Genomic DNA, 26,092 nt, shown 5'->3' on the forward strand with positions numbered 1-26,092 from the left:
GCTTCTTAAACGGGCTGTCTCTTTTTTTTTAATAGCAAGATATTTAGATTCAATTTTTTAGAAAGGATATATTTATGAATGATGAATTACTAAAAAAAGTCTATACATCTTCTTTTAGTAGTGCAAGTAGGGCTCTTAAAGATTTAATTATAATAAATACGAAATCCTTAATAGATGATAAAACACAAAGATGTGTATATATAGACGAAAATAGACTGAGAGATGAACTTATTTACTATAGATTTTATGGAGAGAAAATAGGGAATATTAATTTTTTAAATATTTTATTACCATTAATTTTATCAAATACTAATATCCAAAAAAGTGAAGACGAGGTTGTTAGACTAATAAAAAAATATGTGAATTATTTTAAAAAAGAAGAATCTTTATTTGATTATTTATTAGGTTCTGTAGCGTATAATTCTGTTATGCACAATCTTATAAATAATAGTAAAATAGAATATGTCGAATTACTACAGAGTATCAAAGACAAGATAATAGGATTTTCTATAGAATTAGACAAATCAGATATTGTAAAGTTTCAGATGGCAAGGATTAAAGCAATACAATTAATTGATAAATATATTGATTCAAAGTTTGAAGAGTATGATGAAGAAAGTGTTCTATTAAACGTGTTAAACGTCTTATACGATGTATATATGGAAGATAGGATTGTAGAAAATGAAGGAATTAAGAGCATAAAAAAATCTATATTATCCATTTTGGGTGAAGATAGTGAATTAAATGAAGATAATATAGATTTTATTTTTTCTATGTCAGAATATGTTGTTAAATTGAGAAAATATAAAATTGGAGTCAAGGCATACAATAAAAAAATAGACCCAAGAAGTTTTATAAGACTTGAAGAAGGGAATACTTTAATAGACCCCATATTTAATCAAATAACAGTTATATCAAAAACTTTTAATGATAACATATTAAGCATAAAAATAAATTCTAAATCAGGTATTCATATATTGAAATTTAAAAAAGTTTAGGCTATCAGAGTGTGCTATTTTTCTCTAGATAATCCAAAAAATCTTTTTCCTTAGTGTCAGTTAAAAAACATAATTCCTTTACAATATTATTTCTAAGGTCGATGAAATCACTAATTTGAGTATTTTCATTAGTGTATTCAAGAGACTTTATAATAAGTAGTAGATCTCTTTTTGATAAAGAGTTGATAGATACTTTTTCAATTAATTCCATAAAAAACTTCCTTTCCTCACATTACTTGAAATTAATAAATTAATTATATAGATATTATTAAAACTTTACATATACTATTCTAACCTATAAGGGGTACAAAAAGACAGTATAATATTAAAAAGAGGTGAGAAATATTTGAAAATTTTATTAACAACATTAAATTCTAAGTTTATTCATACAAATTTAGCTATAAGATACCTAAAAGAATTTGTAAGAGATTTGATAGATGTTGATATGAAAGAATATACGATAAATAATGATTTGGACTATATTTTGAAGGATATATACAAAAACGAGTATGATATAATATTATTCTCCACATATATTTGGAATGTGGGGGATATAGTTAAGCTTTGTGATAATCTAAAGAAAATTAGACCTAATACTAAAATAGCTTTGGGCGGACCAGAAGTTAGTTATGATAGTTATGAGGCAATGAAAAAGTACGATTTTGTGGATTATATACTTTATGGAGAAGGAGAATTAATTTTTAAAGACTTGGTACTTCATTTACAAGGTAAAAAAGACATAAATGATGTAAATGGACTTGTATATAGACAAGGCAATGATATAATCGTGAATAAGCCAATGGAATTACTTCAAAACCTGGACGAGATTCCTAGTCCTTATGAAAATTTAAATCCAAAAGAATATGAAAATAGAATAGTGTATTATGAATCATCAAGAGGTTGTCCTTTTAACTGTCAGTACTGCTTATCATCTACTATTCCAGGTCTAAGATATTTTAGCTTAGATAGAATAAAGAGTGATTTGAAAGCTTTAATAGATGCAAGGGTATCACAGATAAAGTTTATTGATAGAACTTTTAATGCAAATAAAAAAGTGGCTATGGAAATTATGGATTTTCTTATGAAAAATGATAATGGATATACTACTTATCATTTTGAAGTTACAGCGTATTTGATAGATGATAAGATGCTTGAATTTTTAGCTGATTGTAAAGAAGGCCTTTTTCAGTTTGAAATAGGAGTGCAATCGACAAATGAAAAAACACTTGATGTAGTAGGTAGAAGGGATGATTTTAAAAAATTGTCTCATGTTGTTCAGACTGTAGCATCGTATAGAAATATACATCAGCACTTAGACTTAATTGCAGGGCTTCCTTATGAAGATTATAAGAGTTTTGAGAATTCCTTTAATGATGTATTTAATCTAGGTATAGAGCATCTACAATTAGGTTTTTTAAAGATGATTAAAGGTACAGGCATGAGAAAAGTGGCAGATGAACATGGTTTTAAATATAAAGATTATGCTCCATATGAATTTTTATATAATAATTATATAAGTTATGAGGAAACATTGAAGCTAAAGGATATAGAAGATATATTGGAGAGGTACTATAATTCTAAAAACTTTGTGTTGTCCATGAGATATATTATAGGTAGATTTTATAAAAAAAGTCCTTTTAAATTCTTTGAGGCTTTTGCTAAGTATTTTGATGAAAATGGATATTTTGATTTGGCACAAGGAAAGAATCAGCTATATAAAATATTGATGGATTTTTATAATGAAAATATAAATATGGATAATGATGTATTCAATGATATATTAAAGTATGACTATATATCACTTGGTAAAACATCGAATATACCACAGTTTTTTAATAAGTTAGATGTGGATGATTTTAAGAATAGATGCCATGTATTTTTACAGGATAATGGTAATTTATCAACATATTTACCTGGTTTTGTTGATAAGCCAGCTAAACATATAATAAAATATGTTCATTTCGAGCCATTTAAATTCAATGTTGTTGATTTAAAAAGTGATATAAATATAGAAATAAGAGAAGAAAAAAATGTAGTCTTATTTGAATATGATGATAAAAAAGTATTTGAGAAATCTAAAACTCATAAAGTAGAGATTTAAATATTTAGGAGGGAAAAATGGATTTTAAAATAGAAAAATATTTGCTGAAAAAGGCAGAGGAACTAGCTTTTATTACTATAAAGCATGGTGGCGAGTTTAAATTAAAGAGCTATGATGTGTCAAAAGGTGGATTAGATGTACCTATAAAAAATGAGGTATTGGTAAAAGGAATAAAAGAAAAGACTGCTCAGGATAAGTTAAATTCAATGTCTATAGCAGATGCTATGATATATATAATTGGTATAGATAGTAAATTTAAAAACAATAGAGAATATGAAAAGTTCTTAAATGCTTTATCTGAAGATATTAATCTGGATTTAAAGGCATACATGGGATATATGTCAAGAAAATACTTTGAGATTGGGGAACATACAGATGCTTTAATATATATAAAAGCATTTATAACAATGTATCCAGATGATTTAGATGCCATGTATAATTATGCAATAGTTTGCCAAGAGATAGCAAAACAGTATCAAAAAGATATGGATGAGAAGGCAATGAATGCCTTTTTACTTGAAGCAATGGCCAAGCTTGAAAAGATAATTGATGTTGATGAGAGTTTTGCATTAGGTTATTACCATTTAGGTTACCATTACTATAATCAAGGTCAATATCTAAAGACTAAGCTAACTTGGGAAGATGCATTAAGACTTGGGCTAGATGCTGATTTGGTAGCTGAGATACAAGATAACTTAGGAAAGATGGACTTTAAAGTTCAGTATGAAGAAGGATATACACTTGTATTCCAAGGTAAATTTAAAGAAGGATTAGAGAAACTACTGCCATTAGAAGAAGAACATATGGATTGGTGGAACTTGTTGTTCATGATAGCACTTGGATATAAGGGTATGGGCGAGATAGAACAGGCTGAGATGTATTTGGAGAAGATATTGATAATAAAGCCTGAGCAAGTGGATGCTATAGTGGAATTAGGGCTTTGTGAGGCTTATAAAAATAATTTAGATAAAGCAATAGAATATTTTGAACAAGCTGCTAAGATAAAGGAAGACCCAGAGATACTTTGTAATTTAGGGATGGCTTATTTAAATAATGGTGATATTGATGATGCAACTTATTATATAGAAAGAGCTTATGAATTGAATCCACAAGATGAGATTACAATTGCTTGTTTAAAAGAGCTTGGAATAAATAAGTAAGAATATTGTTAAGTTGTATTTGATTTTATTGGTTAGGCGGTATAACATTTATCATGTTATACCGTTTTTTATTTTTTACTTATTTTTCTTCAGATGTATTCAATGTGATAGAAGAAAAATCTTTTTGTATTTGAAGTAAAAATTTTTCTGATGCTTTTGAAAATATTTGATGTTTTTTCCAGATAATATTTAATTTAGCTTCTAAAGGGGGATATAGAGGTCTAAAACAAAGATTACTATTTTCTGTAGTATTAACAAGTCTATCTAAACATAAAGCATAACCTAGCCCTTCTTCTACCATAAGAGAAGCATTATAAACTAAATTATATGTTGCAACAATATTTAGTTTTTCAGTACTATCTTCAAGCCATTTAGAGATTGCCTTATCAACTAGTGTTTGTCTTGAAATAATAAGTGGTATATTACATAAATCTTTTGGATTTATCGCATTTTGTGAGGCAAGGACACTGTCTTTACGCATTAGTAAGCCCCAAACATCAGTAGCAGGGATTTGTATGTAATCATACTTCTGTATATTTGCAGGTTCAATTAAAATACCAAAATCAAGAAGTCCTTTGTCTAATTTTTCAGTTACATCATCAGCATTTCCACTAAAAAGGTGGTATCTTACATTAGGGTATTTTTTATGAAAATGATATGCAGTTCTAGCTATAAGTCGCATAGCCTCAGTTTCTCCACCACCTATATATATATCACCACTAATAATTTCATTGGGATTATCAAATTCCAATTCTACCTTATCAACTAATGATATAATTTCCTCTGCTCTTTTATGTAAAAGTCTACCTTCATTTGTTAAGGAAACTTTTCTATTTCCTCTAACCAATAATTTAACTCCCAACTCTTCTTCAAGTTCTATAATCTGTCTAGAAAGTGTTGGTTGTGTTATATGTAAAAAGGTTGCTGCACCAGATATACTTTCCTCTCTTGCGATTGCTAAAAAATATCTTAATACTCTTAATTCCATAGTTAATCATCCTTTACTAACTTATTTATTATATAATTATATCAATTTTTATGCTTTTTAAGTATATGTAAGTATTTAATATAGGTATTTGATATAAAAAAATTAGTATATTACACTAAAAGTAGTAATCATATTACTTATAAAATTAATTAAGCTAATTTTTATTAAAATGTTATTTAGAAAATACAAATAAACTAAAATGTATATTGAAAGGATGTATAAAATGAATATCAATGAATTTTTAAAGCATGTGAATCAAAGAAAACCTGTTTCTAGTGAATCAGAAATACATGAATTTATGGTTAAGTTAAGTAATGAGGCAATGAAAATCACAAGCAGGCTAAATTCCTCTTATCATGAACCAGAAGAAGTGCGTAGTTTATTTTCTGAGTTGATTGGAAAGAAAGTAGATGAATCATTTTTTATGTTTCCACCATTTTATACAGATTGTGGAAAGAATATTACCATAGGAAAAAATGTTTTTATAAACAGCAGTTGTCATTTTCAAGACCAAGGAGGTATTGAGATTGGAGATAATACTCAAATAGGGCATAATGTGGTATTGGCTACACTTAACCATGGTATTATGCCAGATAAACGCAGTACAACCTATCCTTGTCCAATCATAATAGGAAAAAATGTATGGATTGGTGCTAATGTAACTATTGTTTCAGGAGTCACTATTGGCGATAATGCAATTATTGCTGCTGGAGCAGTTGTAACCAAAAATGTTGCAGAAAATACTATTGTAGGTGGTGTTCCTGCAAAGCTTTTAAGGGTTATTGATTAAATCCCAGAATAAAATATTAAACTATTATTTAGTTATACAAATTTTTTATAACATAAAAAATAAATTGAGAAAAGGTATAGCAAATATGGTATTATTTAGTTAAATATATATAAGGGAGGGGTTACTTTTGATAAAAAAATTAGATGATATTTTAGAGCAACTTAAGGGAGGAGAGAAAATAGTACTTTCTGTAGCAGCAGCTCATGACAAAGAGGTCTTGATGGCAATAAAAGATGCTGTAGAAAGAAATATAATTACTCCTATATTAGTTGGAAATGAAGAAAAGATAAGAGATATATCAAAAGAAATAGGATTTGATTTAAATGGTATCAAAATAGTGGATAAGGATGATATCAAAGATTGTGCAGAAATAGCAGTTAAACTAGTATCAAGTAAAGAAGCTGATTTTGTAATGAAAGGATTATTAGATACATCAGTTATCTTAAAAGAAGTGTTGAATAAAGACTATGGTCTTAGAACTGATAGTTTATTAAGTCATGTAATGGTATATGAGTTAGAAAGATACCATAAATTACTTATAACTACAGATGGAGGTATGAACATAGCTCCTGATTATGAGCAAAAGGCAAAAATATTAAAAAATTCAATAAAGGCTGCAAAAGCTTTAGGTATGGAAACTGTAAAAGTTGCATGCTTAGCAGCTAAAGAAAAAGTAAATCCTAAGATGCAAGCAACTGTAGATGCAGATATGTTAGCAAAAGCTTGTAAAGAAGGCGAGTTTGGAGACAATGTAATCGTAGAAGGACCTTTAGCTTTTGATTTAGCTGTTTCAAAAGAAGCTAGTGAAATAAAAGGATTTAAGAGTGAAGTATCTGGTGATGTAGATATTATGTTGGTTCCAACAATTGAGGTTGGTAATGGAATAGGGAAAGCCTTTACATATATGGCGGACTCTAAATCAGCAGGTATAATTATGGGTGCAAAAGCTCCTATAGTTTTAGTATCAAGAGCCGATTCACATGAATCTAAATTATATTCTATTGCATATGGTGCTATTGTGGCTAAGAGTATGAAATAAAATCAAGAGTATGAAATAAATGAATAAAAATAGAAAAAACAGTCAAAATGTCTAAATTAATGCAATATTAAAAAAATTTTATATAAAAAATAATTATGGCTTCAAATGAATATATACAAATGTTCAATTTGAAGCTATAATTAATATTAAAGTAGGAAAAATAAAAAAATTCAAAAAAATTAGTCCAAAAAATGCTATTCTAAGAAATTTTTACTAATTAAGTTTAGGGAGTAAAAATCTGTAACAAGTCTAAAAGTAATGAAAAATAATAAATACACAATCAACATATAAAAACGAAAAAATGACTAGAAATAATTCAAACTTGATTTAAAAAAAATCAAAACATAATTTAATTAAACTAAAGTATCAAAAAATAGGTTTAAGTATTAAAAAATAGCCAAAAACAGTAAGTAAAATTAACTTAAATTAGGTACCAAAAATTAAATTTTTATGTATTATCTAATTTTGTTAAAAAAATATTTAAATCTAAAGCAAAGTGTTGGAAATTAGTATATAATCAACTTAGAAAGCATTTATTTTATTATTTTATGACATGAAGTCAGTCACCTGGGGGATTTTAAAAATCAAAAAAAGGGGATAGGAATATGGATGAAAAAATGTTAACAATTGATTTAAACAGCCAGAAGATGATAGCAAAAGCTAGAGAAGAAGGCGTAGAAACAATGTATGATAGAAAAGAAGGCTTCAAGGCACAATGTGGTTTTGGTCTTCAAGGTGTTTGCTGTAGAATATGTGGAATGGGACCATGTAGAATAAGTCCTAAGACTCCAAGAGGGTTATGTGGAGCAGATGAACACACTATAGTAGGTAGAAACTTTGCAAGAATGGTTGCTGGTGGGACAGCTGCCCATTCAGACCATGCTAGAGATATTGCACATACATTAGCATTAGCTGATCCAAATGGAAACTATAAAATAAGAGATGAAGCTAAGTTAATAACTTTAGCTAAAGAATGGGATGTAGAGACAGAAGGTAGAGATATCTATGATGTAGCACATGAAGTGGCAGAAATTGCATTAATGGAGTTTGGGAAGCCTTTTGGAACATTAAGATTTATAAAAAATGCACCAGAACCAAGACAAAAAATATGGAAAGAATACGCTATAGAACCAAGAGCTATAGATAGAGAAATTGCAACAATAATGCACTCTACTCATATCGGATGTACTGGTGATATAGATAGTTTAATACACATGAGTCTTAGAACTTCTATGGCTGATGGTTGGGGAGGTTCTATGATAGGTACTCGTCTAAGCGATATCTTATTTGGAACTCCAGTGCCAAGAAGAACAGAGGCTAACTTAGCAGTATTAGAAGAAAATAAAGTTAATATAATATTACATGGACATGAGCCAGCATTATCTGAAATGATAGTTTTAGCTTCAGAAGAGCCAGACTTAGTAGCTTTAGCTAAAGAAGTTGGAGCTGATGGAATAAACTTAGCTGGTATGTGTTGTACAGGTAATGAGATTACAATGAGACATGGTGTAAGAATAGCAGGAGACTTCCATCAACAAGAACTTGCAATAATAACTGGAGCAGTTGAAGCTGTAATAGTTGACGTTCAATGTATATTCCCTGCATTAGCTAGAGTTGCAGATTGTTACCATACTAAATTTGTAACAACTTCTCCAAAAGCTAAAATAACAGGTTCAACTTATATTGAATTTAGAGAAGAACAAGCACTTGATGATGCTAAAGCAATAGTTAAAGAAGCTATTTTAAACTTTAAAAATAGAGATAAATCAAAAGTACTTATACCTGAATTAAAATCAGGGGCAACAGTTGGGTATAGTGTAGAAGCAGTAGTAAACCAATTAGATAGAGTTGTAAACTCTCATATAGACCCAGCAGGAACAGTTAAGCCATTAACAGACTGTTTAAAATCTGGAGTATTAAGAGGAGCAGCTGGTGTAGTTGGATGTAACAATGCTAAAGGAGTTTCAAATGAGGCTCACGTAACAATAATGAAAGAATTAATTAAAAATGACATAATAGTAGTTACTACAGGATGTGGTGCTTCAGCAGCAGCTAAATTTGGTTTAATGGAAACTGATGCAGCAGAAAAATATGCAGGTAAAGGTCTTGCAACTGTCTGTAAACTAGTAGGAATCCCACCAGTACTACATATGGGTTCTTGCGTTGATATAAGCCGTATATTAGATTTAGTTGGAGCAGCAGCTAATTACTTAGATATGGATATGTGTGACCTTCCAGTTGTAGGTATAGCTCCAGAGTGGATGTCAGAGAAAGCGGTTGCTATAGGATGTTATGTTGTAGCTTCTGGTATAGACACTTATTTAGGAATAATGCCTCCAATAACTGGTTCTTCAAGAGCAGTAGACATATTAACTAGCGAATTAAAAGATAAAGTTGGAGCAACATTTACTGTAAATACTAATCCAAAAGAATTAGCAGCTACAATAATAGAAGATATAGAGAAAAAACGTGTTCACTTTGAAGCATTAGTTGAAGAAAAAATGGCAGAAAAGGCTGAAGCTTAAGAGAGATAGAAACCATAGAAAAAACGATTTTATAAGAAATTTTATGGATGAATAAAGTCAAATGTTAAGGCAAAGAACATCGAAATATAACGAATATACTGAATAAATAAAATATAAACAATATAATGAAGAATAATAAAACTATACATGCTGCTTTGAAAAGCTAGTAAGGTAAATGTAATTGGTTCCTGTAAGGACTAGCTGTAGTTTATTTTTAGTGTACAAAAAATAAACAACTATAAAATTAACTGCATAAAAAGCAAATAGTAATAAAGGTGGTAGGGATTATGAAGATAGCAATAACAGGTAAAGGTGGAGTAGGTAAAACGACTTTTTCTTCAATGCTCTCTAGAATGTTTGCTGAAGACGGATACAGAGTTGTTGCTGTTGACGCTGACCCAGATGCTAATTTAGCTTTAGCACTAGGTTTTCCAAAAGAAGTATATGAATCAATAGTACCTATATCAGAAATGAAAAAATTAGTTTCAGATAGAACAGCTGCTTCTGTAGGTTCATTTGGAAAAATGTTTAAGATGAATCCTAAAGTTGACGATATCCCTGAAAATTTCTGTAAAGAATATAATGGAGTAAGATTACTTACATTAGGGACAGTAGATTCTGGTGGCACTGGATGTGTATGTCCAGAGCATGTTCTTTTAAAAAGATTATGTTCACATTTAATACTACAAAATAAAGATGTAGTTGTTATGGATATGGAAGCGGGAATTGAACACTTAGGAAGAGGAACAGCCCAAGGTGTAGATGCTTTTATAGTAGTTGTAGAACCAGGAGAAAGAAGTTTACAGACTTATAGAAAAGTAAAAAAACTTGGACATGATATAGGAGTAAATAAGGTATTTGTTGTAGGAAATAAAATTAGAAACAAAGAAGATGAAGAATTTATAATCAAAAACTTAGAAGATGGAGAATCTTTAGGATTTATTTATTACAATCAAGATGTTATAGATTCTGATAGAGCAAATCAATCTCCATATGATTCTAGTGAAACAACAAAAGCACAAATTAAAGCAATAAAAGATAAATTAATGTCACTTAAAGATAAATAGAATTTTGATTTGGGATTTTAGGTTGGTTAAAGGTTAGACATAGGTAATAGATAGGTAATAAATAAGTAATTAGATAAATAACTAGCTATTAAGTTTGAATATTTTAATAGCTTAGTAGCTAGTTTTTAAGCAATTTTACATGTATAATTATCTTATAAAATATAATTTTTACATATTAATACAATTTTTACAAAAATTATATTTTAAATCTATTTAGGTTGTGGGAGGAGATTCAGTTATGGGATTTAAATCTGATATTGAAATAGCTCAAGAAGCTAAACCTCAAGATATTAGAGAGGTTGCAAAAAAATTAGGACTAGGTGAAGATGATGTAGAACTTTATGGTAAATACAAAGCCAAAGTTGACTACAATCTACTAAAAAGAGACACTGGTAAAAAAGCTAAGTTAATATTAACTACAGCTATAAACCCAACTCCAGCAGGTGAAGGAAAAACTACTACTACTATAGGTGTAGCTGATGCATTTGCAAAATTAGATAAAAATGTATTAGTTGCTTTAAGAGAACCATCTCTAGGACCAGTATTTGGTGTTAAAGGTGGAGCAGCTGGTGGAGGATATGCACAAGTTGTTCCTATGGAAGATATAAACTTACACTTTACAGGTGATTTCCATGCTATAGGAGCTGCTAATAACCTTTTAGCTGCTATGCTTGATAACCATATTCACCAAGGAAATGCTCTTAGAATAGACCCTAAGAAAATAACTTGGAGAAGATGTGTAGACATGAACGATAGACAACTTAGAAATATCGTTGATGGTATGGGTAAAAAAGGTGATGGAGCAGTTAGACAAGACGGATTTGATATAACTGTTGCTTCTGAGATAATGGCAGCATTCTGTTTGGCAAGTGATATATCTGATTTAAAAGAAAGATTAGGAAACATAATAGTAGGATATAGCTATGAGGGTGACCCTGTAACAGCTAGACAATTAAAAGCTAATGGTGCTATGGCTGCATTATTAAAAGATGCTTTAAAACCAAACTTAGTTCAAACTCTTGAAGGAACACCATCATTTGTACATGGTGGACCATTCGCAAATATCGCTCATGGATGTAACTCTGTTATAGCTACAAGAATGGCTATGCACTTTGCAGACTATGTAATAACTGAGGCTGGTTTCGGTGCTGACCTTGGAGCAGAAAAATTCTTAGATATAAAATGTAGAATGGCAAACTTAAAACCAGATGCTGTTATAATAGTTGCTACTGTAAGAGCATTAAAATACAATGGTGGAGTTGCTAAAGCAGACTTAAATAACGAAAACCTAGAAGCTCTTGAAAAAGGACTTCCAAACTTATTAAAACATGTTGAAAACATAACTCAAGTATATGGATTACCAGCAGTTGTTGCAATAAACAGATTCCCACTTGACACTGAAGCTGAACTTAAACTTGTTGAAGACAAGTGTAAAGAGTTAGGTGTAAATGTTGCTCTTTCTGAAGTATGGGCAAAAGGTGGAGAAGGTGGAGTTGCAGTAGCTAAAGAAGTTCTAAGATTATTAGATGAAGAAGAAAATAACTTTAGATTCTGCTATGAAGATGATTTATCTATAAAAGACAAGATAAATGCTATAGCTACTAAGATTTATGGAGCAGATGGTGTAGATTATACTCCAGAAGCTGATAAAGAAATAGCTAACTTAGAAAAACTTGGATTTACTAAGGTTCCAGTATGTATGGCTAAGACTCAGTATTCTTTAACTGATGACCAAACTAAATTAGGTAGACCAACAGGATTTAGAATAACTGTAAGACAAGCAGCAATCTCAGCAGGAGCTGGATTTATAGTTGCACTTACTGGAGAAATCATGAAGATGCCAGGATTACCAAAAGTTCCAGCAGCAGAAAAAATAGATGTTGATGAAAATGGAGTAATAGCTGGATTATTCTAAGCACATTAATTTATAAATAAAGAGTAGGAGATATCTTAAAATAGTTCGTAAAATATCTCGAATAATTTGAGATATTTTCCTACATCCTTTTAAGGAGGATTATCATGAAAATAGCAGATAAAACTTGTGTTGATTTTGTAGAGGTACTATCTTCTAAAGAAGCAGTACCAGGTGGCGGTGGAGCTGCTGCACTAGTTGGTGCAATTGGTATGGCTCTAGGCAGTATGGTATGTAATCTTACAATAGGAAAGAAAAAGTATGCTGAGTATGAAGAAAGTGTAAAAGAGATATTAAGTAAAGCTGGAAAACTAGAAAAAGATTTGTTAAAAATGATAGATGATGATGCAGAATGTTTCTTACCATTATCAAAAGCTTATGGGCTTCCTAAAGAAACTGAAGAAGAAAAAAGAATAAAAGCAGAGACAATGGAAAAAGCGCTTAAAGTTGCTTGTGAAGTACCATTAAATATAGTAAGAGTTTGCTATGAAGCTATTAAGTTACATGAAGATTTAGTTGATAAAGGTTCAAGACTTGCTATAAGCGATGTTGGTGTAGGAGTTCAATGTCTAAGAGCTGCTATACTTGGTGGACAATTAAATGTAGTTATAAATATAAATTCTATACAAGACAAGGAATATGTTGATAAAGTAAAAACAGAAGTAGATAAATTAGTTGAAGAAGGCGTAAAAACTTGTGATGAAGTTTATGCTAAGGTTGAAAAAGCTCTTGGAAAATAATTTTTAAATGACGAAAGTAAATACTATGTTGTTAATATGTAGTATATAGAATAAATTAATTTAAGTTTGCTTGTAGGGGAGTTGTGAATATATGGAAGGAATGTCAACTAAAGGACAAATTATAAAAGGAAAACCTGTAGCTGATAAGATTAGTGAAGAGTTAATAAAAGAAGTTGAGTTATTAGTTAAAGAAGGTATAAATCCTAAACTAACAATAGTTAGAGTTGGAGCAAGAAGTGACGATTTATCATATGAAAGAGGCGCATTAAAAAGATGTCAAAACATTGGTATAACAACAGAAGTGTTAGAGTTAGCTGAAGATATAACTCAAGAAGAATACATTGATGTATTAAAGAGAGTTAATGATGACAAAAATGTTAATGGTATATTATGTTTTAGACCTCTTCCAAAACACTTAAATGAAGAAGTTATAAAATATGTTATTGCACCAGAAAAAGATGTAGACTGTTTTAGTCCAATAAACTCTGCTAAAGTCATGGAAGGTGATAAGAGTGGATTCCCACCATGTACTCCTACAGCAGTAGTAGAAATATTAAAACATTATAATGTTGATTTAAAAGGAAGTAAGGTAACAGTTCTTGGAAGATCAATGGTTGTTGGGAAGCCAGTATCAATGCTTTTATTAAGTGAACATGCAACTGTTACAATATGTCACTCAAAGACTAAAAATTTATCAGGTGTAGCAGCAGACGCGGATGTATTAATAGCAGCTATTGGTAGAGCTAAGATGGTTGATGAAACTTTTGTTAAAGATGGGGCAGTAGTTATAGACGTTGGTATAAATGTTGATGAAGAAGGAAATTTATGTGGAGATGTTGATACAAATGCAGTTTTAGATAAAGTATCAATGATAACTCCAGTTCCAGCGGGGGTTGGTTCAGTTACAACATCTATACTTGCAAAACATGTAGTTAAAGCTTGTAAATTACAAAATAATAAATAGATATATATAAGTGGAAGGTTTAGGGGGGAAGTAGATATGATAATTTCTGAAAATAAACCATTAGAAGAAGTACTAGGGTACTTAAAGAATTTTGACAAGCTAGTTTTAGTGGGTTGTAATCAATGTGCAGCGACTTGTAAAAGTGGTGGAGAAGAAGAAGTTCTAAAAATGAAAGAAACTCTTGAAGGTGAAGGCAAAAAAATCTTAGGATATGTAATGCTTGACCCTGCTTGTAACCTTTTAAAGTCTAAAAAGGATTTAAAGGCTCTAAAAGAAGAGACTAAAGAAGCTGATGCAGTTTTATCTTTAGCATGTGGAGATGGCACACAGACAATAGTTAAGAACCTAAAAGATAAACCAGTTTATCCAGCGAACAATACTTTGTTCATAGGGGAAGTACAAAGGGTTGGAGAATATGAAGAAGCTTGTAAAGCTTGTGGAGACTGCGAACTTGGTTGGACAGGTGGGATATGTCCAGTAACTATGTGTGCTAAAGGTCTTATGAATGGAGCTTGTGGTGGAGCTAAAAATGGTAAGTGTGAAGTAAATGCAGAGAATGATTGTGCTTGGATAAAGATATATGAAAGATTAGAAGCTATAGGACAATTAGGCAACTTAGCAGAAATAAGACCACCAAAAGACTATTCTAAGCAAAATAATCCAAGAAGTTTAAGTGCAAAGAAAAAGAAAGAAGCAGCAGCAAATTCATAAAAGTTTTTTTTAGAAGGTTAAAAGGGGGATTAGAGATGAGCTTATTAAGAGAAACATTAGAAAGTGGAAAATTTGCAGTTACTACTGAAATGGCTCCTCCAAAAGGGACTGACCTTTCACATTTAATAGAATGTGCAAAGCCATTAGTTGGAAGGGTTCATGCAGCAAATGTAACAGACTTTCAATCAGCAGTTATGAGAGCAACTTCTCTTGCTACATGTAAATTACTAAAAGATGCTGGATTAGAGCCAGTTATTCAAATAACAGGGAGAGATAGAAATAGAATAGCTATACAAGGGGAAATGTTGTCAGCAGGTGTATTTGGGATAAACAATCTGTTGGCACTAACAGGAGACCATACTAGCGTAGGAGACCATCCACAAGCTAAGGGAGTCTTTGATTTAGACTCTGTAGGGATACTTCAAACTGCTGAGACTTTAATGGCAGGTACGGACATGGCTGGTAATAAATTAAAGGGTTCTCCAGATTTTTATCTAGGAGCATCAGTAACTCCAGAATATTCTCCAATAGAAGTTCAATTATTAAAAATGCAAAAGAAAATAAAAGCAGGAGCTAAATTTTTCCAAACTCAAGCACTTTATGACATAAATACAATGAGAAAGTTTAGAGAATTAACAAGGGATATGGATTGTAAGGTATTAGCAGGGATAGTACCTTTAAAATCACCAGGAATGGCCAAATTTATGACTGCAAATGTACCAGGAATATTTGTTCCAGATGAACAAATCGAAAGATTAAGAGCAGTTGGAAAAGAAAACTGGGTAAGTGAAGGAATAAAAATGGCAGGAGAACTTATCAAACAATTAAAAGAAGAAGATTTATGTGATGGTGTTCATATAATGGCAATTGGGGCAGAAGAGAATATACCTGCTATACTAGATGCCGCAGGTTTATAGTATTGTAATATTATAGATTATATAAGGTTTGGGGGAATTAAGGATGAAGATAGTAGTAGTAGGTGGTGGACCAGGTGGATATGTAGCAGCTATAAAAGCTTCTATGCTTGGTGCAGAGGTAACAGTTATTGAAAAAAGAAGAGTTGGAGGAACTTGTTTAAATGCAGGATGTATACCAACTAAAGCACTTCTTGCTTCTTCTGGAGTATTAAACACTGTAAGAGAAGCAAAAGATTTTGGTATAGAAATAGATGGAACAGTTACACCAAACTTCACTGCCATAATGGAAAGAAAAAATAAAGTTGTAAACCAATTAATAAGTGGTATAGAATTCCTATTTGAAAAAAGAGGAGTAAAACTAGTTAATGGTTTTGGAAAATTAATTGATAAGAATACTATAGAGGTAACAAAAGAAGATGGAACAGTAGAGACTATAAAAGCTGACAAGATAATACTAGCAAATGGTTCTGTTCCAGTTGTACCAAGAATGTTCCCATATGATGGAAAAATAGTAATAACTAGTGATGAAGTTCTTGGACTTGAAGAGATACCTGAATCTATGTTAATAGTAGGTGGTGGAGTTATAGGATGTGAAATAGGGCAGTTCTTTAGAGCCTTAGGAACAGAAGTGACTATAGTTGAGATGGTTGACCAAATACTATTAAATGAAGATAAAGATGTAGCTAAACAACTACTTAGACAATTTAAGAAAGATAAAATTAAAGTTATCACAGGTATTGGAGTACAAACTTGTGAAGTAGTTGATGGCAAAGCTGTTGCAACTCTTTCTAATGGAAAGGTTATAGAAGCACAATATGCACTAGTATGTGTTGGTAGAAGACCTAACCTTGATAATTCTGGAGTAGAAGATATAGGAATTGAAATGGAAAGAGGAAAAGTAGTAGTTAATGAGCATCTTGAAACTAATGTAGAAGGTATATACGCAATAGGTGATATAATAGATACTCCTTTCTTAGCACATGTTGCTTCTAAGGAAGGTATCGTAGCAGTTGAAAATGCTTTAGGTAAGACTAAAGTAGTAGATTATAGAGCAATTCCAAGATGTGTTTATACAGAGCCTGAAGTTGCTGGTGTTGGTAAAACTGAAAAGCAACTTGAAGCTGAAGGTGTAGAATACAATGTAGGTCAATTTGACTTTAGAGGTCTTGGAAAAGCACAAGCTATAGGACATTTCCAAGGATTTGTAAAGATTATAGCTGATAAAGAAACAGATAAAATAATAGGTGCAGCAGTAGTAGGACCTCATGCTACAGATTTATTAACTGAGTTGTCACTAGCTGTTCATCTAGGATTAACAGTAGAACAAGTAGGGGATGCAATACATCCACATCCAAGTTTATCAGAAGGACTAATGGAAGCTCTTCATGATGTACATGGTGAATGTGTTCATTCTGTACCTAAATTATAATACGTAAACAGAGTACATAAGGCTCTGTGGCTGATTTAAGGGGGAAGTCTTAAAATGGGATACAATATAGCTGTTGCAGGAAAAGGTGGAACTGGTAAAACAAGTCTCACAGGGCTTTTGATTGATTATTTGGTTAAGGACAATAAGGGACCAGTATTAGTTGTAGATGCTGATGCTAATGCTAACATAAATGAAGTATTAGGTATCGAAGTTGAAGCAACGATAGGAGAAATAAGAGAAGAAGTAAATCAAAGAGAAAAGTTAGGCAATGCATTCCCTGGTGGTATGACAAAAGCACAATATCTACAATTTAGATTGAACTCTATAATTGAAGAAGGCGAAGGATATGACTTATTAGTAATGGGTAGATCAGAAGGTGAAGGATGTTACTGTTTTGTAAATGGAATACTTAGAGAACAAGTAAATAAAATATCTGGTCATTACAAATACTTAGTCATGGACAACGAAGCTGGTATGGAACATCTAAGTAGAAAAGTCACTAGACATGTTGATACACTTTTATTGGTTAGTGATTGCTCAAGACGTAGCATACAAGCTGTTGCTAGAATAAGAGATTTAGCTGAGGAACTAAAGTTAAATGTTGGAAGAATACTTCTAATTGTAAATAAAGTTCCAAATGGGGTTATGAATGATGGTGTTAAAGAAGAAATTGAAAAACATAACCTAGAGTTAATCGGTGTTGTACCTATGGATGAATTGATATATGAATATGATTCTACAGGTATTCCTTTAGTTAATTTACCTGAAGATTCAAAATCTAAAGTGGCTATGAAAGAGATTTTTGCTAAATTAGAATTAAAATAGGTTTAAGGGGGAAAAAAATATGGCATTTAAAATGTCTACTCAAAAATATTCTGGAAAAATATCAGAAGTTGAAGTAGGAATAGGGGAAAAGGCAATTAAATTAGGTGGGGAAAATGTATTACCTTTTTATAGTTTTGATGGAGAAGTAGGACATTCTCCAAAAATAGGTATAGAAATATCAGACGTTTATCCTGAAAGCTGGACTGATTCATATAAAGAGTTATATAAAGATGTAGCTAAGTGTCCAGTAGAATGGGCTAAATATGTTGAAGCTAATACACAAGCAGACTTTATTTGCTTAAAATTTGATGGTTCTGACCCAAATGGATTAGATAAGTCAGTTGATGAATGTGCTGATGTAGCTAAAGCAGTAATTGAAGCAATAGAATTACCTTTAGTTGTAGCAGGTTCAGGAAATCATGAAAAAGATGGTAAATTGTTTGAAAAATTAGCTCAAACATTAGATGGGCATAACTGCTTATTTATGTCAGCAGTAGAAGATAACTACAAAGGAGTAGGAGCATCAGCTGGTATGGCTTATGCACACAAAGTTGGAGCTGAATCTTCTGTTGATATAAACCTAGCTAAACAATTAAACGTACTGTTAACTCAATTAGGCGTTAAAGGTGAAAATATAGTTATGAATGTTGGATGTTCAGCAGTTGGTTATGGATATGAGTATGTTGCATCTACTATGGATAGAATTAGACTTGCAGCATTTGGTCAAAATGATAAGACATTACAAATGCCTATCATAACACCAGTAGCTTTTGAAGTAGGTCATGTTAAAGAAGCTATAGCTCCAATAGAAGATGAGCCAGATTGGGGTTGTCCAGAAGAAAGAACTATAGCAATGGAAGTTTCAACTGCAGCAAGTGTTTTAGTAGGTGGTTCAAACGCAGTTATACTTCGTCATCCAAAATCAATAGAAACTATAAAAGAATTGGTTAACGCATTAGCTTAATTAAATTGTTAAGGTTAGGGGGAAAAAATAATGGCATTAAAAGCTTTAGATATATTTAAATTAACACCAAAGAAAAACTGTAAGGATTGTGGATTCCCAACTTGTATGGCTTTCTCTATGAAGGTTGCTTCAGGAGCTGTAGAAGTAGGTAAATGCCCACACATGTCTGATGACGCTATAGCGAAATTATCAGAAGCTACAGCACCTTTAATGAAAGCTTTAAAAGTTGGTACTGGTGCATCTGAATATGAACTAGGTGGAGAAACAGTATTATTTAGACATGAAAAAACATTAGTAAGTAGAAATAGATATGCAGTTTCATTCTGTACTTGTATGAGTGATGAGGCAGTAGATTCTAAAATAGCTAACATGAAAAAAGTTGACTATGTAAGAATTGGTGAACAAATGAAAGTTGAAATGGTTGTTCTAGAGTACTGTGGAGATAAAGATGCATACTTAAAATTAATAGATAAGATAAAAGGTAGTGGATTAGAAGTAGCTTACATTTTAGCTTGTGATGATGCGCAAGTAGTTAAAGAAGCTGCTGAAGTATTAAAAGATGCTAGACCAATGGTATATGGAGCAACTAAAGAGAACTACAAAGATATGATAGAAGTAGTTAAAGGAGCAAGTTTACCATTAGGTGTAAAAGCTGGTAGCCTAGAAGAATTATATGAAACAGTTGAGTTAGTTCAAGCTGCTGGATATAAAGAATTAGTATTAGATGTAACTGGAGAAAACATAAAAGATACTTACACTAATGCTATACAAGTTAGAAGAATAGCTTTAAAAGAGCAAGATAGAACATTTGGATATCCTTCAATAGTATTTGCAAATAGATTATCTAATTCTAACCCTATGATGGAAATTGCCTTATCATCAATATTTACTATAAAATACGGTTCTATAATAGTAATAGATGATATCAGTTACGCTAAGGCGTTACCATTATTTGCACTAAGACAAAATATATACACTGACCCACAAAGACCAATGAGAGTTGAACCAAAGATTTACCCAATCAATAACCCAGATGAAAATTCTCCAGTATTAGTTACTGTTGACTTTGCATTAACTTACTTCATAGTTGCTGGAGACATAGAAAGATCAAAAGTTCCAGTATGGTTAGTAATACCAGATGCAGGTGGATATTCAGTTCTTACATCTTGGGCTGCTGGTAAATTTGGTGGAAATTCAATCTCTGCTTTCATTAAAGAAAGTAAAGTAGAAGAAGTAACTAATTGTAAAGACCTTATCATTCCAGGAAAAGTTGCAGTACTTAAAGGTGATATAGAAGACAACTTACCAGGATGGAGTGTAGTTATAGGACCAGAAGAATCTATGGAATTACCTAAGTTCTTAAAAGGATACCAAGAAAAAGCATGCCAAACAAACTAATAAAATATTAACTAACTATTAATATTAAATTTAAAGGGGGACATTATAAATGGAAAAATTTATGATTATAGGTGAAAGAATACACTGTATCTCACCTTCAATAAGAAAGGCATTAGCAGAAAGAGATCCAGCTCCAATATTAAAAAGAGCAAAAGAACAATTAGAAGCAGGAGCACATTATATAGATTTCAACATAGGACCTGCTGAAAGAGATGGCGAAGAAATAATGACATGGGGAATCAAATTACTTCAATCTGAGTTCAACAATGTTCCTATAGCACTAGATACAGCTAATAAAAAAGCTATCGAAGCTGGACTTAAAGTTTATGATAGAACTAATGCAAAACCAATAATAAACTCTGCTGATGCTGGTTCAAGATTTGATTTAATAGATATAGCAGCTGAATATGAATCAATGGTTATAGGTTTATGTGCAAAAGAAGGTATCCCAAGAGATAATGATGAGCGTATGGCTTACTGCCAAGAAATATTAGAAAAAGGCTTAATGTTAGGAATGGAACCAACTGATATATTATTCGACCCATTATGCTTAGTTATAAAAGGTATGCAAGAAAAACAAGTAGAAGTTTTAGAAGCTATAAAAATGATGACTGAAATGGGACTTTTAACTACAGGAGGATTATCTAACGTATCTAATGGATGTCCTAAACATGTTAGACCTGTTTTAGATAGTGCATTCTTAGCAATGGCAATGGCTAATGGATTTAGTTCAGCTATAATGAATCCATGTGACCCAGAATTAATGAAAACTGTAAAATCTTGTGACATAATCAATGGGGCATCTTTATATGCAGACTCTTTCTTAGAGTTAAATGAAGGTGGATTTGCTTTCTAGGGTTTTTAGGGTATAGTTAATAAAAAATAGGTGTAAATATTAAAGGGGGAAATAGAATGAATCTATATAATATAATCTTTACAGGGTCAGAACAAGCTTTAGGTGCAGCTCAAGCTATGCTAGCTGAAGCTATAGAAAAAAACGGAAAAGAACATAAAGTTGCTTTCCCTGATACAGCATATTCATTACCTTGTATATATGCTGCAACAGGACAAAAAATGAACACTTTAGGGGACTTAGAGGCTGCTTTAGAAGTAGTAAAATCTTTAATAAACAGAACTCATTTATTAGAACATGCTTTTAATGCTGGTTTAGCTACAGCTTTAGCTGCAGAAGTAATTGAAGCATTAAAATACTCAACTATGGATGCTCCATATAGTGAGCCATGTGCAGGTCATATAACTGACCCTATAATCAGATCACTTGGTGTACCACTAGTTACAGGAGATATACCTGGTGTTGCAGTTGTTCTTGGTGAATGTCCTGATGCTGAATCAGCAGCAAAAGTTATAAAAGATTACCAATCTAAAGGTTTATTAACTTTCTTAGTTGGTAAAGTTATAGACCAAGCTATAGAAGCTGGAGTAAAAATGGGTCTTGAACTAAGAGTTATACCTCTAGGATACGATGTAACTTCTGTTATACACGTTGTATCTGTTGCAGTAAGAGCAGCATTAATATTCGGTGGATTAACTCCTGGTGATTTAAATGGATTATTAGAGTACACATCTAATAGAGTTCCTGCATTTGTTAATGCATTTGGACCATTAAGTGAATTAGTTGTATCTGCTGGTGCTGGAGCAATAGCTTTAGGATTCCCAGTTGTAACTGACCAAACAGTTCTTGAAGTTCCAATGAACTTATTAACTCAAAAAGATTACGATAAGATAGTAGCTACTTCATTAGAAGCTAGAGGAATAAAAATAAAAGTTACTGAAATACCTATACCAGTTTCATTTGCAGCAGCATTTGAAGGTGAGAGAATTAGAAAGAGCGATATGTTTGCTGAGTTTGGTGGAAATAGAACTGAAGCTTGGGAACTTGTTGTTAAGAAAGAAGCAGCAGAAGTTGAAGACCATAAGATAGAAATAATAGGACCAAATATAGATGAAGTTGAGGCAGATGGTGTATTGAGATTACCACTTGCTGTAATAGTTAAGATAGCTGGTAAAAACATGCAAGAAGATTTCGAGCCAGTTCTTGAGAGACGTTTCCACTACTTCTTAAACTATATAGAAGGTGTAATGCACGTTGGACAAAGAGATATGGCTTGGGTAAGAATCTCTAAAGATGCATTTGATAAAGGATTTAGACTTGAGCATATAGGAGAAGTTTTATATGCTAAGATGTTAGATGAATTTGAATCAGTAGTTGATAAGTGTGAAATAACTATAATTACAGATGCTGAAAAAGTTTCTGAATTAAAAGGTGAAGCAATAGCTAAGTACAATGCTAGAGATGAAAGATTAGCTTCATTAATTGATGAAAGTGTTGATACTTTCTATTCTTGTAACTTATGTCAATCATTTGCACCAGCTCACGTTTGTGTTGTTACTCCTGAAAGACTTGGTCTTTGTGGAGCAGTTAGCTGGTTAGATGCTAAGGCTACTAAAGAACTAGACCCAACAGGTCCTTGTCAACCAATAGAAAAAGGCGAGTGCTTAGACGATAGAACAGGTGTATGGAATTCAGTAAATGAAACTGTAAACCAAATATCTCAAGGTGCAGTTGAAGCTGTTACATTATACTCTATATTAGAAGACCCTATGACTTCTTGTGGATGCTTCGAGTGTATCTGTGGTATAATGCCAGAAGCAAATGGATTTGTTGTAGTTAATAGAGAGTTCCCAAGTGTTACTCCAGTTGGTATGACTTTCGGAGAACTTGCTTCTATGACAGGTGGAGGAGTTCAAACTCCAGGATTCATGGGACATGGAAGACATTTCATATCTTCTAAAAAGTTTGCTTATGCAGAAGGTGGACCAGAAAGAATAGTTTGGATGCCAAAAGAATTAAAAGATTATGTAGCTGATAAATTAAATGCTACAGTTAAAGAAATGACTGGAATAGAAAATTTCTGTGATATGGTTTGTGATGAAACTATAGCTGACGATTCTGAAGGCGTATTAGCTTTCTTAGAAGAAAAAGGTCATCCAGCATTAGCTATGGAAAGTGTAATGTAATTGATGGAAAATTTAAAATAGTGTGATATAATATTAATATGATTTAAATAATTTAATCAATAATATAATATTGGGGGTCTATCGAAATGAAATTATTACCAGAATTAAAATACTCTAAAGATCATGAGTGGGTGAAAGTAATTGATGGAGATGTTGTATATATAGGTATAACAGATTATGCTCAAGATCAATTAGGAGAAATATTATTTGTTGAAACACCAGAAGTAGAAGATACTGTAACTAAGGGAGTAGATTTTGGAGTAGTTGAATCTTCTAAAGTAGCTTCTGACTTAATATCTCCTGTTAATGGTGAGGTATTAGAAGTTAATGAAAAATTAGAAGATGAGCCAGAATGTATAAATGAAGACCCATATGAAAACTGGATATTAAAAGTAAAACTAGCTGATGTTGCTGAACTTGATACGTTATTAAGTGATAAAGAATACGAGGCTGGATTAGAATAATTAAAGATTAGTATATTATTATAATTGGGGAAAGTATAGTAAAATTTGAGTGCACGCAAATTTAGCTATACTTTCCTTTTATAATATATAGAACAAATTGGGAGGGATAGTATGATAAAAGTAACTTTTACACCAAACAATAAAGAAGTTTATTGCAATGAGGGGGATGTGTTATTAGAAGTTGCAAGAAATGCAGATGTATTTATAGATGCTCCTTGTAATGGAAATGTATCCTGTGGTAAATGTAAGGTAAAATTATTGAATGGGAAAGTTGATACAGAAAAAACAAGACATATAACGGATGACGAGTGGGAGCAAGGTTATATATTAGCTTGTTGTACAAAAGTAGTTTCAGATATAGAAATTGAAGTTCCTTCTAAACTATCATCTTCTATGCATGGTATGAAGATAGAAGGTAGTAATAAAAAAGAAGATAGAGAAATTTTTGAAAGAGCTAAAAAGATAATTGAAGAGCATAATCTTCAATTTAAAACAAATATAAAAAAGAAATACATAGAAATGGAAGAACCGAACTTAGACGATAATATAAGTGATGTAGATAGATTAGAGAGATATGTTAGAAATAATTTAGGATATAATGAAATCGATTTTAGACTAGATATACTTAGAAAGATGCCAACAATATTTAGAAAGAGTGATTTTAAAGTTACAATAACTTATGTCCAAAAACAAAAGAAGCTTACAATTATAAATATAGAAGAAGGCAACAAAGAAAATTCATTGTATGGAGTTGCAATAGATATTGGTACAACTTCAGTAGTTGTATGTCTAGTTGACTTATATTCAAAAGAAGTAGTAGATAAAGCTTCTTCTGGAAATGCACAGATAAAATATGGGGCAGATGTTATAAATAGAATTATATATTCAACTAAGAAAAATGGGTTAGAGACACTTAATAAGGCTATAGTTGAAGAAACTATAAATCCTCTATTGAAAACAATATACGAAAGAAATGGCATAAATAAAGAGGATGTAGTTACATTAGTAGCTGCTGGAAATACAACCATGACAAGCTTATTCTTAGGTGTGTATACAGACTTCTTAAGACAAGAGCCTTACATACCTCCATTTTTAAAATCTCCAAAACTTATGGGTGAAAATGTGGGTCTTTTCGTAAATGATAGTGCATATGTGTACTTAGCTCCATCTGTTGCAAGTTATGTAGGAGGAGATATAACAGCAGGTGTATTATCAGCAGGTATATGGTCAAGTGAAGAAAATGTTTTATTTATAGATTTAGGAACTAATGGAGAGATAGTATTTGGTAATCAAGACTATATGATGAGTTGTGCATGTTCAGCAGGACCTGCCTTTGAGGGTGGAGGTATAAGCTGTGGAATGAGAGCATCAGCAGGAGCAATAGAAAAAGTAGCTATTGATAAAGAAACTCTAGAGCCAACACTAAAGATTATTGATGAATGTGCTCCAGTTGGTATATGTGGTTCTGGTATAATTGATTTAATTTGCCAAATGATTACTAAAGGTGTAATAGATAGAAGAGGTAAGATATACAGAGATTTAGATAATAAGAGAGTTAGATTTAATGAGCATGAGATAGGAGAATATGTATTAGCATTTAAAGAAGAATTTGACTTAGAAAATGATATAGTAGTAAATGAAGTTGATATAGATAACTTTATAAGAGCTAAAGGAGCTATATATTCAGGTGCATATACTCTTGTAGATAGCTTAGGTATGGACTTTAGCATATTAGATAGAGTTTATATAGCAGGTGGTATAGGAAATAACTTAGACATAGAAAACTCAATAATTATAGGATTACTTCCTGATATTGACAGAGAAAAATTCACTTATATTGGAAATAGTTCGCTTGTTGGTTCCTACTTAGCTCTTATAAGCAAAGATGCAAAAAATAAGCTTGAAGAAATAGGTAATCAGATGACTTATGTTGAACTTAGTGTATATCCAAGCTATATGGATGAATTTATATCTGCATGCTTCTTACCACATACAAATATAGAGCAGTTTCCAACAGCAAAAAGATTACTTGAAGAGTAAAACATAACTTAAAAGGAATAA

22 protein-coding genes are annotated in these 26,092 nt (G+C 31.6%); 20 read left to right on the forward strand and 2 right to left on the reverse strand.

What is annotated here, in order from left to right; translation table 11 throughout:
- The first annotated feature begins 74 nt into the window (after nucleotides 1–74).
- On the forward strand, nucleotides 75–998 hold the full coding sequence (locus Q3287_RS02015) for a hypothetical protein (protein WP_054276048.1): 924 nt from the start codon (nucleotides 75–77) through the stop codon (nucleotides 996–998).
- A gap of 4 nt (nucleotides 999–1,002) precedes the next feature.
- Here Q3287_RS02015 and Q3287_RS02020 read toward each other — a convergent pair whose 3' ends face one another.
- Nucleotides 1,003–1,209 (reverse strand): hypothetical protein, encoded by a 207-nt coding sequence (locus Q3287_RS02020; RefSeq protein ID WP_003418305.1) that lies wholly within the window; start codon nucleotides 1,207–1,209, stop codon nucleotides 1,003–1,005.
- A gap of 135 nt (nucleotides 1,210–1,344) precedes the next feature.
- Between Q3287_RS02020 and Q3287_RS02025 the strand changes: the two genes are divergently transcribed.
- Both Q3287_RS02025 and Q3287_RS02030 read left to right on the forward strand, forming a co-directional pair.
- On the forward strand, nucleotides 1,345–3,099 hold the full coding sequence (locus tag Q3287_RS02025) for a B12-binding domain-containing radical SAM protein (RefSeq protein ID WP_407963450.1): 1,755 nt from the start codon (nucleotides 1,345–1,347) through the stop codon (nucleotides 3,097–3,099).
- A 17-nt stretch (nucleotides 3,100–3,116) separates the two neighbouring features.
- Nucleotides 3,117–4,259, forward strand: a complete 1,143-nt coding sequence (locus Q3287_RS02030; RefSeq protein ID WP_407963451.1) for a tetratricopeptide repeat protein — start codon at nucleotides 3,117–3,119, stop codon at nucleotides 4,257–4,259.
- A 79-nt stretch (nucleotides 4,260–4,338) separates the two neighbouring features.
- On the opposite strand, the gene Q3287_RS02035 is transcribed toward Q3287_RS02030, so the two are convergent.
- Complete coding sequence (locus Q3287_RS02035) at nucleotides 4,339–5,247, reverse strand: LysR family transcriptional regulator (RefSeq protein ID WP_219673873.1); 909 nt, start codon at nucleotides 5,245–5,247, stop codon at nucleotides 4,339–4,341.
- A gap of 223 nt (nucleotides 5,248–5,470) precedes the next feature.
- Here Q3287_RS02035 and Q3287_RS02040 point away from each other — a divergent pair, with 223 nt between their 5' ends.
- The 17 genes from Q3287_RS02040 to acsV all read left to right on the forward strand — a co-directional run bounded on the left by Q3287_RS02040 (nucleotide 5,471) and on the right by acsV (nucleotide 26,071).
- Entirely contained in the window at nucleotides 5,471–6,037 is a 567-nt protein-coding gene (locus Q3287_RS02040) for a DapH/DapD/GlmU-related protein (RefSeq protein ID WP_407963452.1), read from the forward strand.
- Nucleotides 6,038–6,164: 127 nt separating this feature from the next.
- The gene (locus Q3287_RS02045; RefSeq protein WP_054269249.1) at nucleotides 6,165–7,076 is read left to right on the forward strand and encodes a bifunctional enoyl-CoA hydratase/phosphate acetyltransferase; all 912 of its coding nucleotides are present in this window, start codon (nucleotides 6,165–6,167) and stop codon (nucleotides 7,074–7,076) included.
- Nucleotides 7,077–7,681: 605 nt separating this feature from the next.
- On the forward strand, nucleotides 7,682–9,601 hold the full coding sequence (gene cooS / locus Q3287_RS02050; protein WP_021383498.1) for an anaerobic carbon-monoxide dehydrogenase catalytic subunit: 1,920 nt from the start codon (nucleotides 7,682–7,684) through the stop codon (nucleotides 9,599–9,601).
- 287 nt (nucleotides 9,602–9,888) lie between these two features.
- Nucleotides 9,889–10,668 (forward strand): AAA family ATPase, encoded by a 780-nt coding sequence (locus Q3287_RS02055; protein WP_054269251.1) that lies wholly within the window; start codon nucleotides 9,889–9,891, stop codon nucleotides 10,666–10,668.
- A gap of 238 nt (nucleotides 10,669–10,906) precedes the next feature.
- The gene (locus Q3287_RS02060) at nucleotides 10,907–12,583 is read left to right on the forward strand and encodes a formate--tetrahydrofolate ligase (protein ID WP_021383446.1); all 1,677 of its coding nucleotides are present in this window, start codon (nucleotides 10,907–10,909) and stop codon (nucleotides 12,581–12,583) included.
- Between the two features lie 104 nt (nucleotides 12,584–12,687).
- A complete protein-coding gene (locus Q3287_RS02065) occupies nucleotides 12,688–13,320 on the forward strand; it encodes a cyclodeaminase/cyclohydrolase family protein (protein ID WP_054269252.1) in 633 nt (210 codons plus the stop codon).
- A gap of 91 nt (nucleotides 13,321–13,411) precedes the next feature.
- Nucleotides 13,412–14,284, forward strand: a complete 873-nt coding sequence (locus Q3287_RS02070) for a bifunctional 5,10-methylenetetrahydrofolate dehydrogenase/5,10-methenyltetrahydrofolate cyclohydrolase (protein WP_054276053.1) — start codon at nucleotides 13,412–13,414, stop codon at nucleotides 14,282–14,284.
- 36 nt (nucleotides 14,285–14,320) lie between these two features.
- Entirely contained in the window at nucleotides 14,321–14,995 is a 675-nt protein-coding gene (locus Q3287_RS02075; protein WP_021383443.1) for a methylenetetrahydrofolate reductase C-terminal domain-containing protein, read from the forward strand.
- A 35-nt stretch (nucleotides 14,996–15,030) separates the two neighbouring features.
- Nucleotides 15,031–15,912, forward strand: a complete 882-nt coding sequence (locus Q3287_RS02080) for a methylenetetrahydrofolate reductase (protein WP_021383473.1) — start codon at nucleotides 15,031–15,033, stop codon at nucleotides 15,910–15,912.
- Nucleotides 15,913–15,955: 43 nt separating this feature from the next.
- Complete coding sequence (gene lpdA, locus Q3287_RS02085; protein WP_021383534.1) at nucleotides 15,956–17,341, forward strand: dihydrolipoyl dehydrogenase; 1,386 nt, start codon at nucleotides 15,956–15,958, stop codon at nucleotides 17,339–17,341.
- A 54-nt stretch (nucleotides 17,342–17,395) separates the two neighbouring features.
- Nucleotides 17,396–18,166 carry a carbon monoxide dehydrogenase accessory protein CooC gene (locus Q3287_RS02090; RefSeq protein ID WP_021383511.1) on the forward strand — a complete coding sequence of 257 codons (771 nt, stop codon included), beginning with the start codon at nucleotides 17,396–17,398 and terminating at the stop codon, nucleotides 18,164–18,166.
- 19 nt (nucleotides 18,167–18,185) lie between these two features.
- Entirely contained in the window at nucleotides 18,186–19,130 is a 945-nt protein-coding gene (gene acsD / locus Q3287_RS02095) for an acetyl-CoA decarbonylase/synthase complex subunit delta (protein ID WP_054269254.1), read from the forward strand.
- A gap of 30 nt (nucleotides 19,131–19,160) precedes the next feature.
- Complete coding sequence (acsC, locus tag Q3287_RS02100; protein WP_054269255.1) at nucleotides 19,161–20,528, forward strand: acetyl-CoA decarbonylase/synthase complex subunit gamma; 1,368 nt, start codon at nucleotides 19,161–19,163, stop codon at nucleotides 20,526–20,528.
- A 49-nt stretch (nucleotides 20,529–20,577) separates the two neighbouring features.
- Nucleotides 20,578–21,384: a carbon monoxide dehydrogenase/acetyl-CoA synthase methytransferase subunit gene (acsE, locus tag Q3287_RS02105; protein WP_021383485.1), complete on the forward strand. Its 807-nt coding sequence runs from the start codon at nucleotides 20,578–20,580 to the stop codon at nucleotides 21,382–21,384.
- 56 nt (nucleotides 21,385–21,440) lie between these two features.
- Nucleotides 21,441–23,567 (forward strand): acetyl-CoA decarbonylase/synthase complex subunit alpha/beta, encoded by a 2,127-nt coding sequence (acsB, locus tag Q3287_RS02110; RefSeq protein ID WP_054269256.1) that lies wholly within the window; start codon nucleotides 21,441–21,443, stop codon nucleotides 23,565–23,567.
- Between the two features lie 86 nt (nucleotides 23,568–23,653).
- Nucleotides 23,654–24,031, forward strand: coding sequence for a glycine cleavage system protein GcvH (gene gcvH / locus Q3287_RS02115; RefSeq protein ID WP_003418363.1), 378 nt, complete (start codon nucleotides 23,654–23,656; stop codon nucleotides 24,029–24,031).
- 111 nt (nucleotides 24,032–24,142) lie between these two features.
- On the forward strand, nucleotides 24,143–26,071 hold the full coding sequence (gene acsV / locus Q3287_RS02120; RefSeq protein WP_054269257.1) for a corrinoid activation/regeneration protein AcsV: 1,929 nt from the start codon (nucleotides 24,143–24,145) through the stop codon (nucleotides 26,069–26,071).
- The last annotated feature ends 21 nt before the right edge of the window (nucleotides 26,072–26,092 follow it).

Source organism: Clostridioides sp. GD02404 (assembly GCF_045898275.1).
Taxonomy (GTDB): Bacteria; Bacillota; Clostridia; order Peptostreptococcales; family Peptostreptococcaceae; genus Clostridioides; species Clostridioides difficile_A.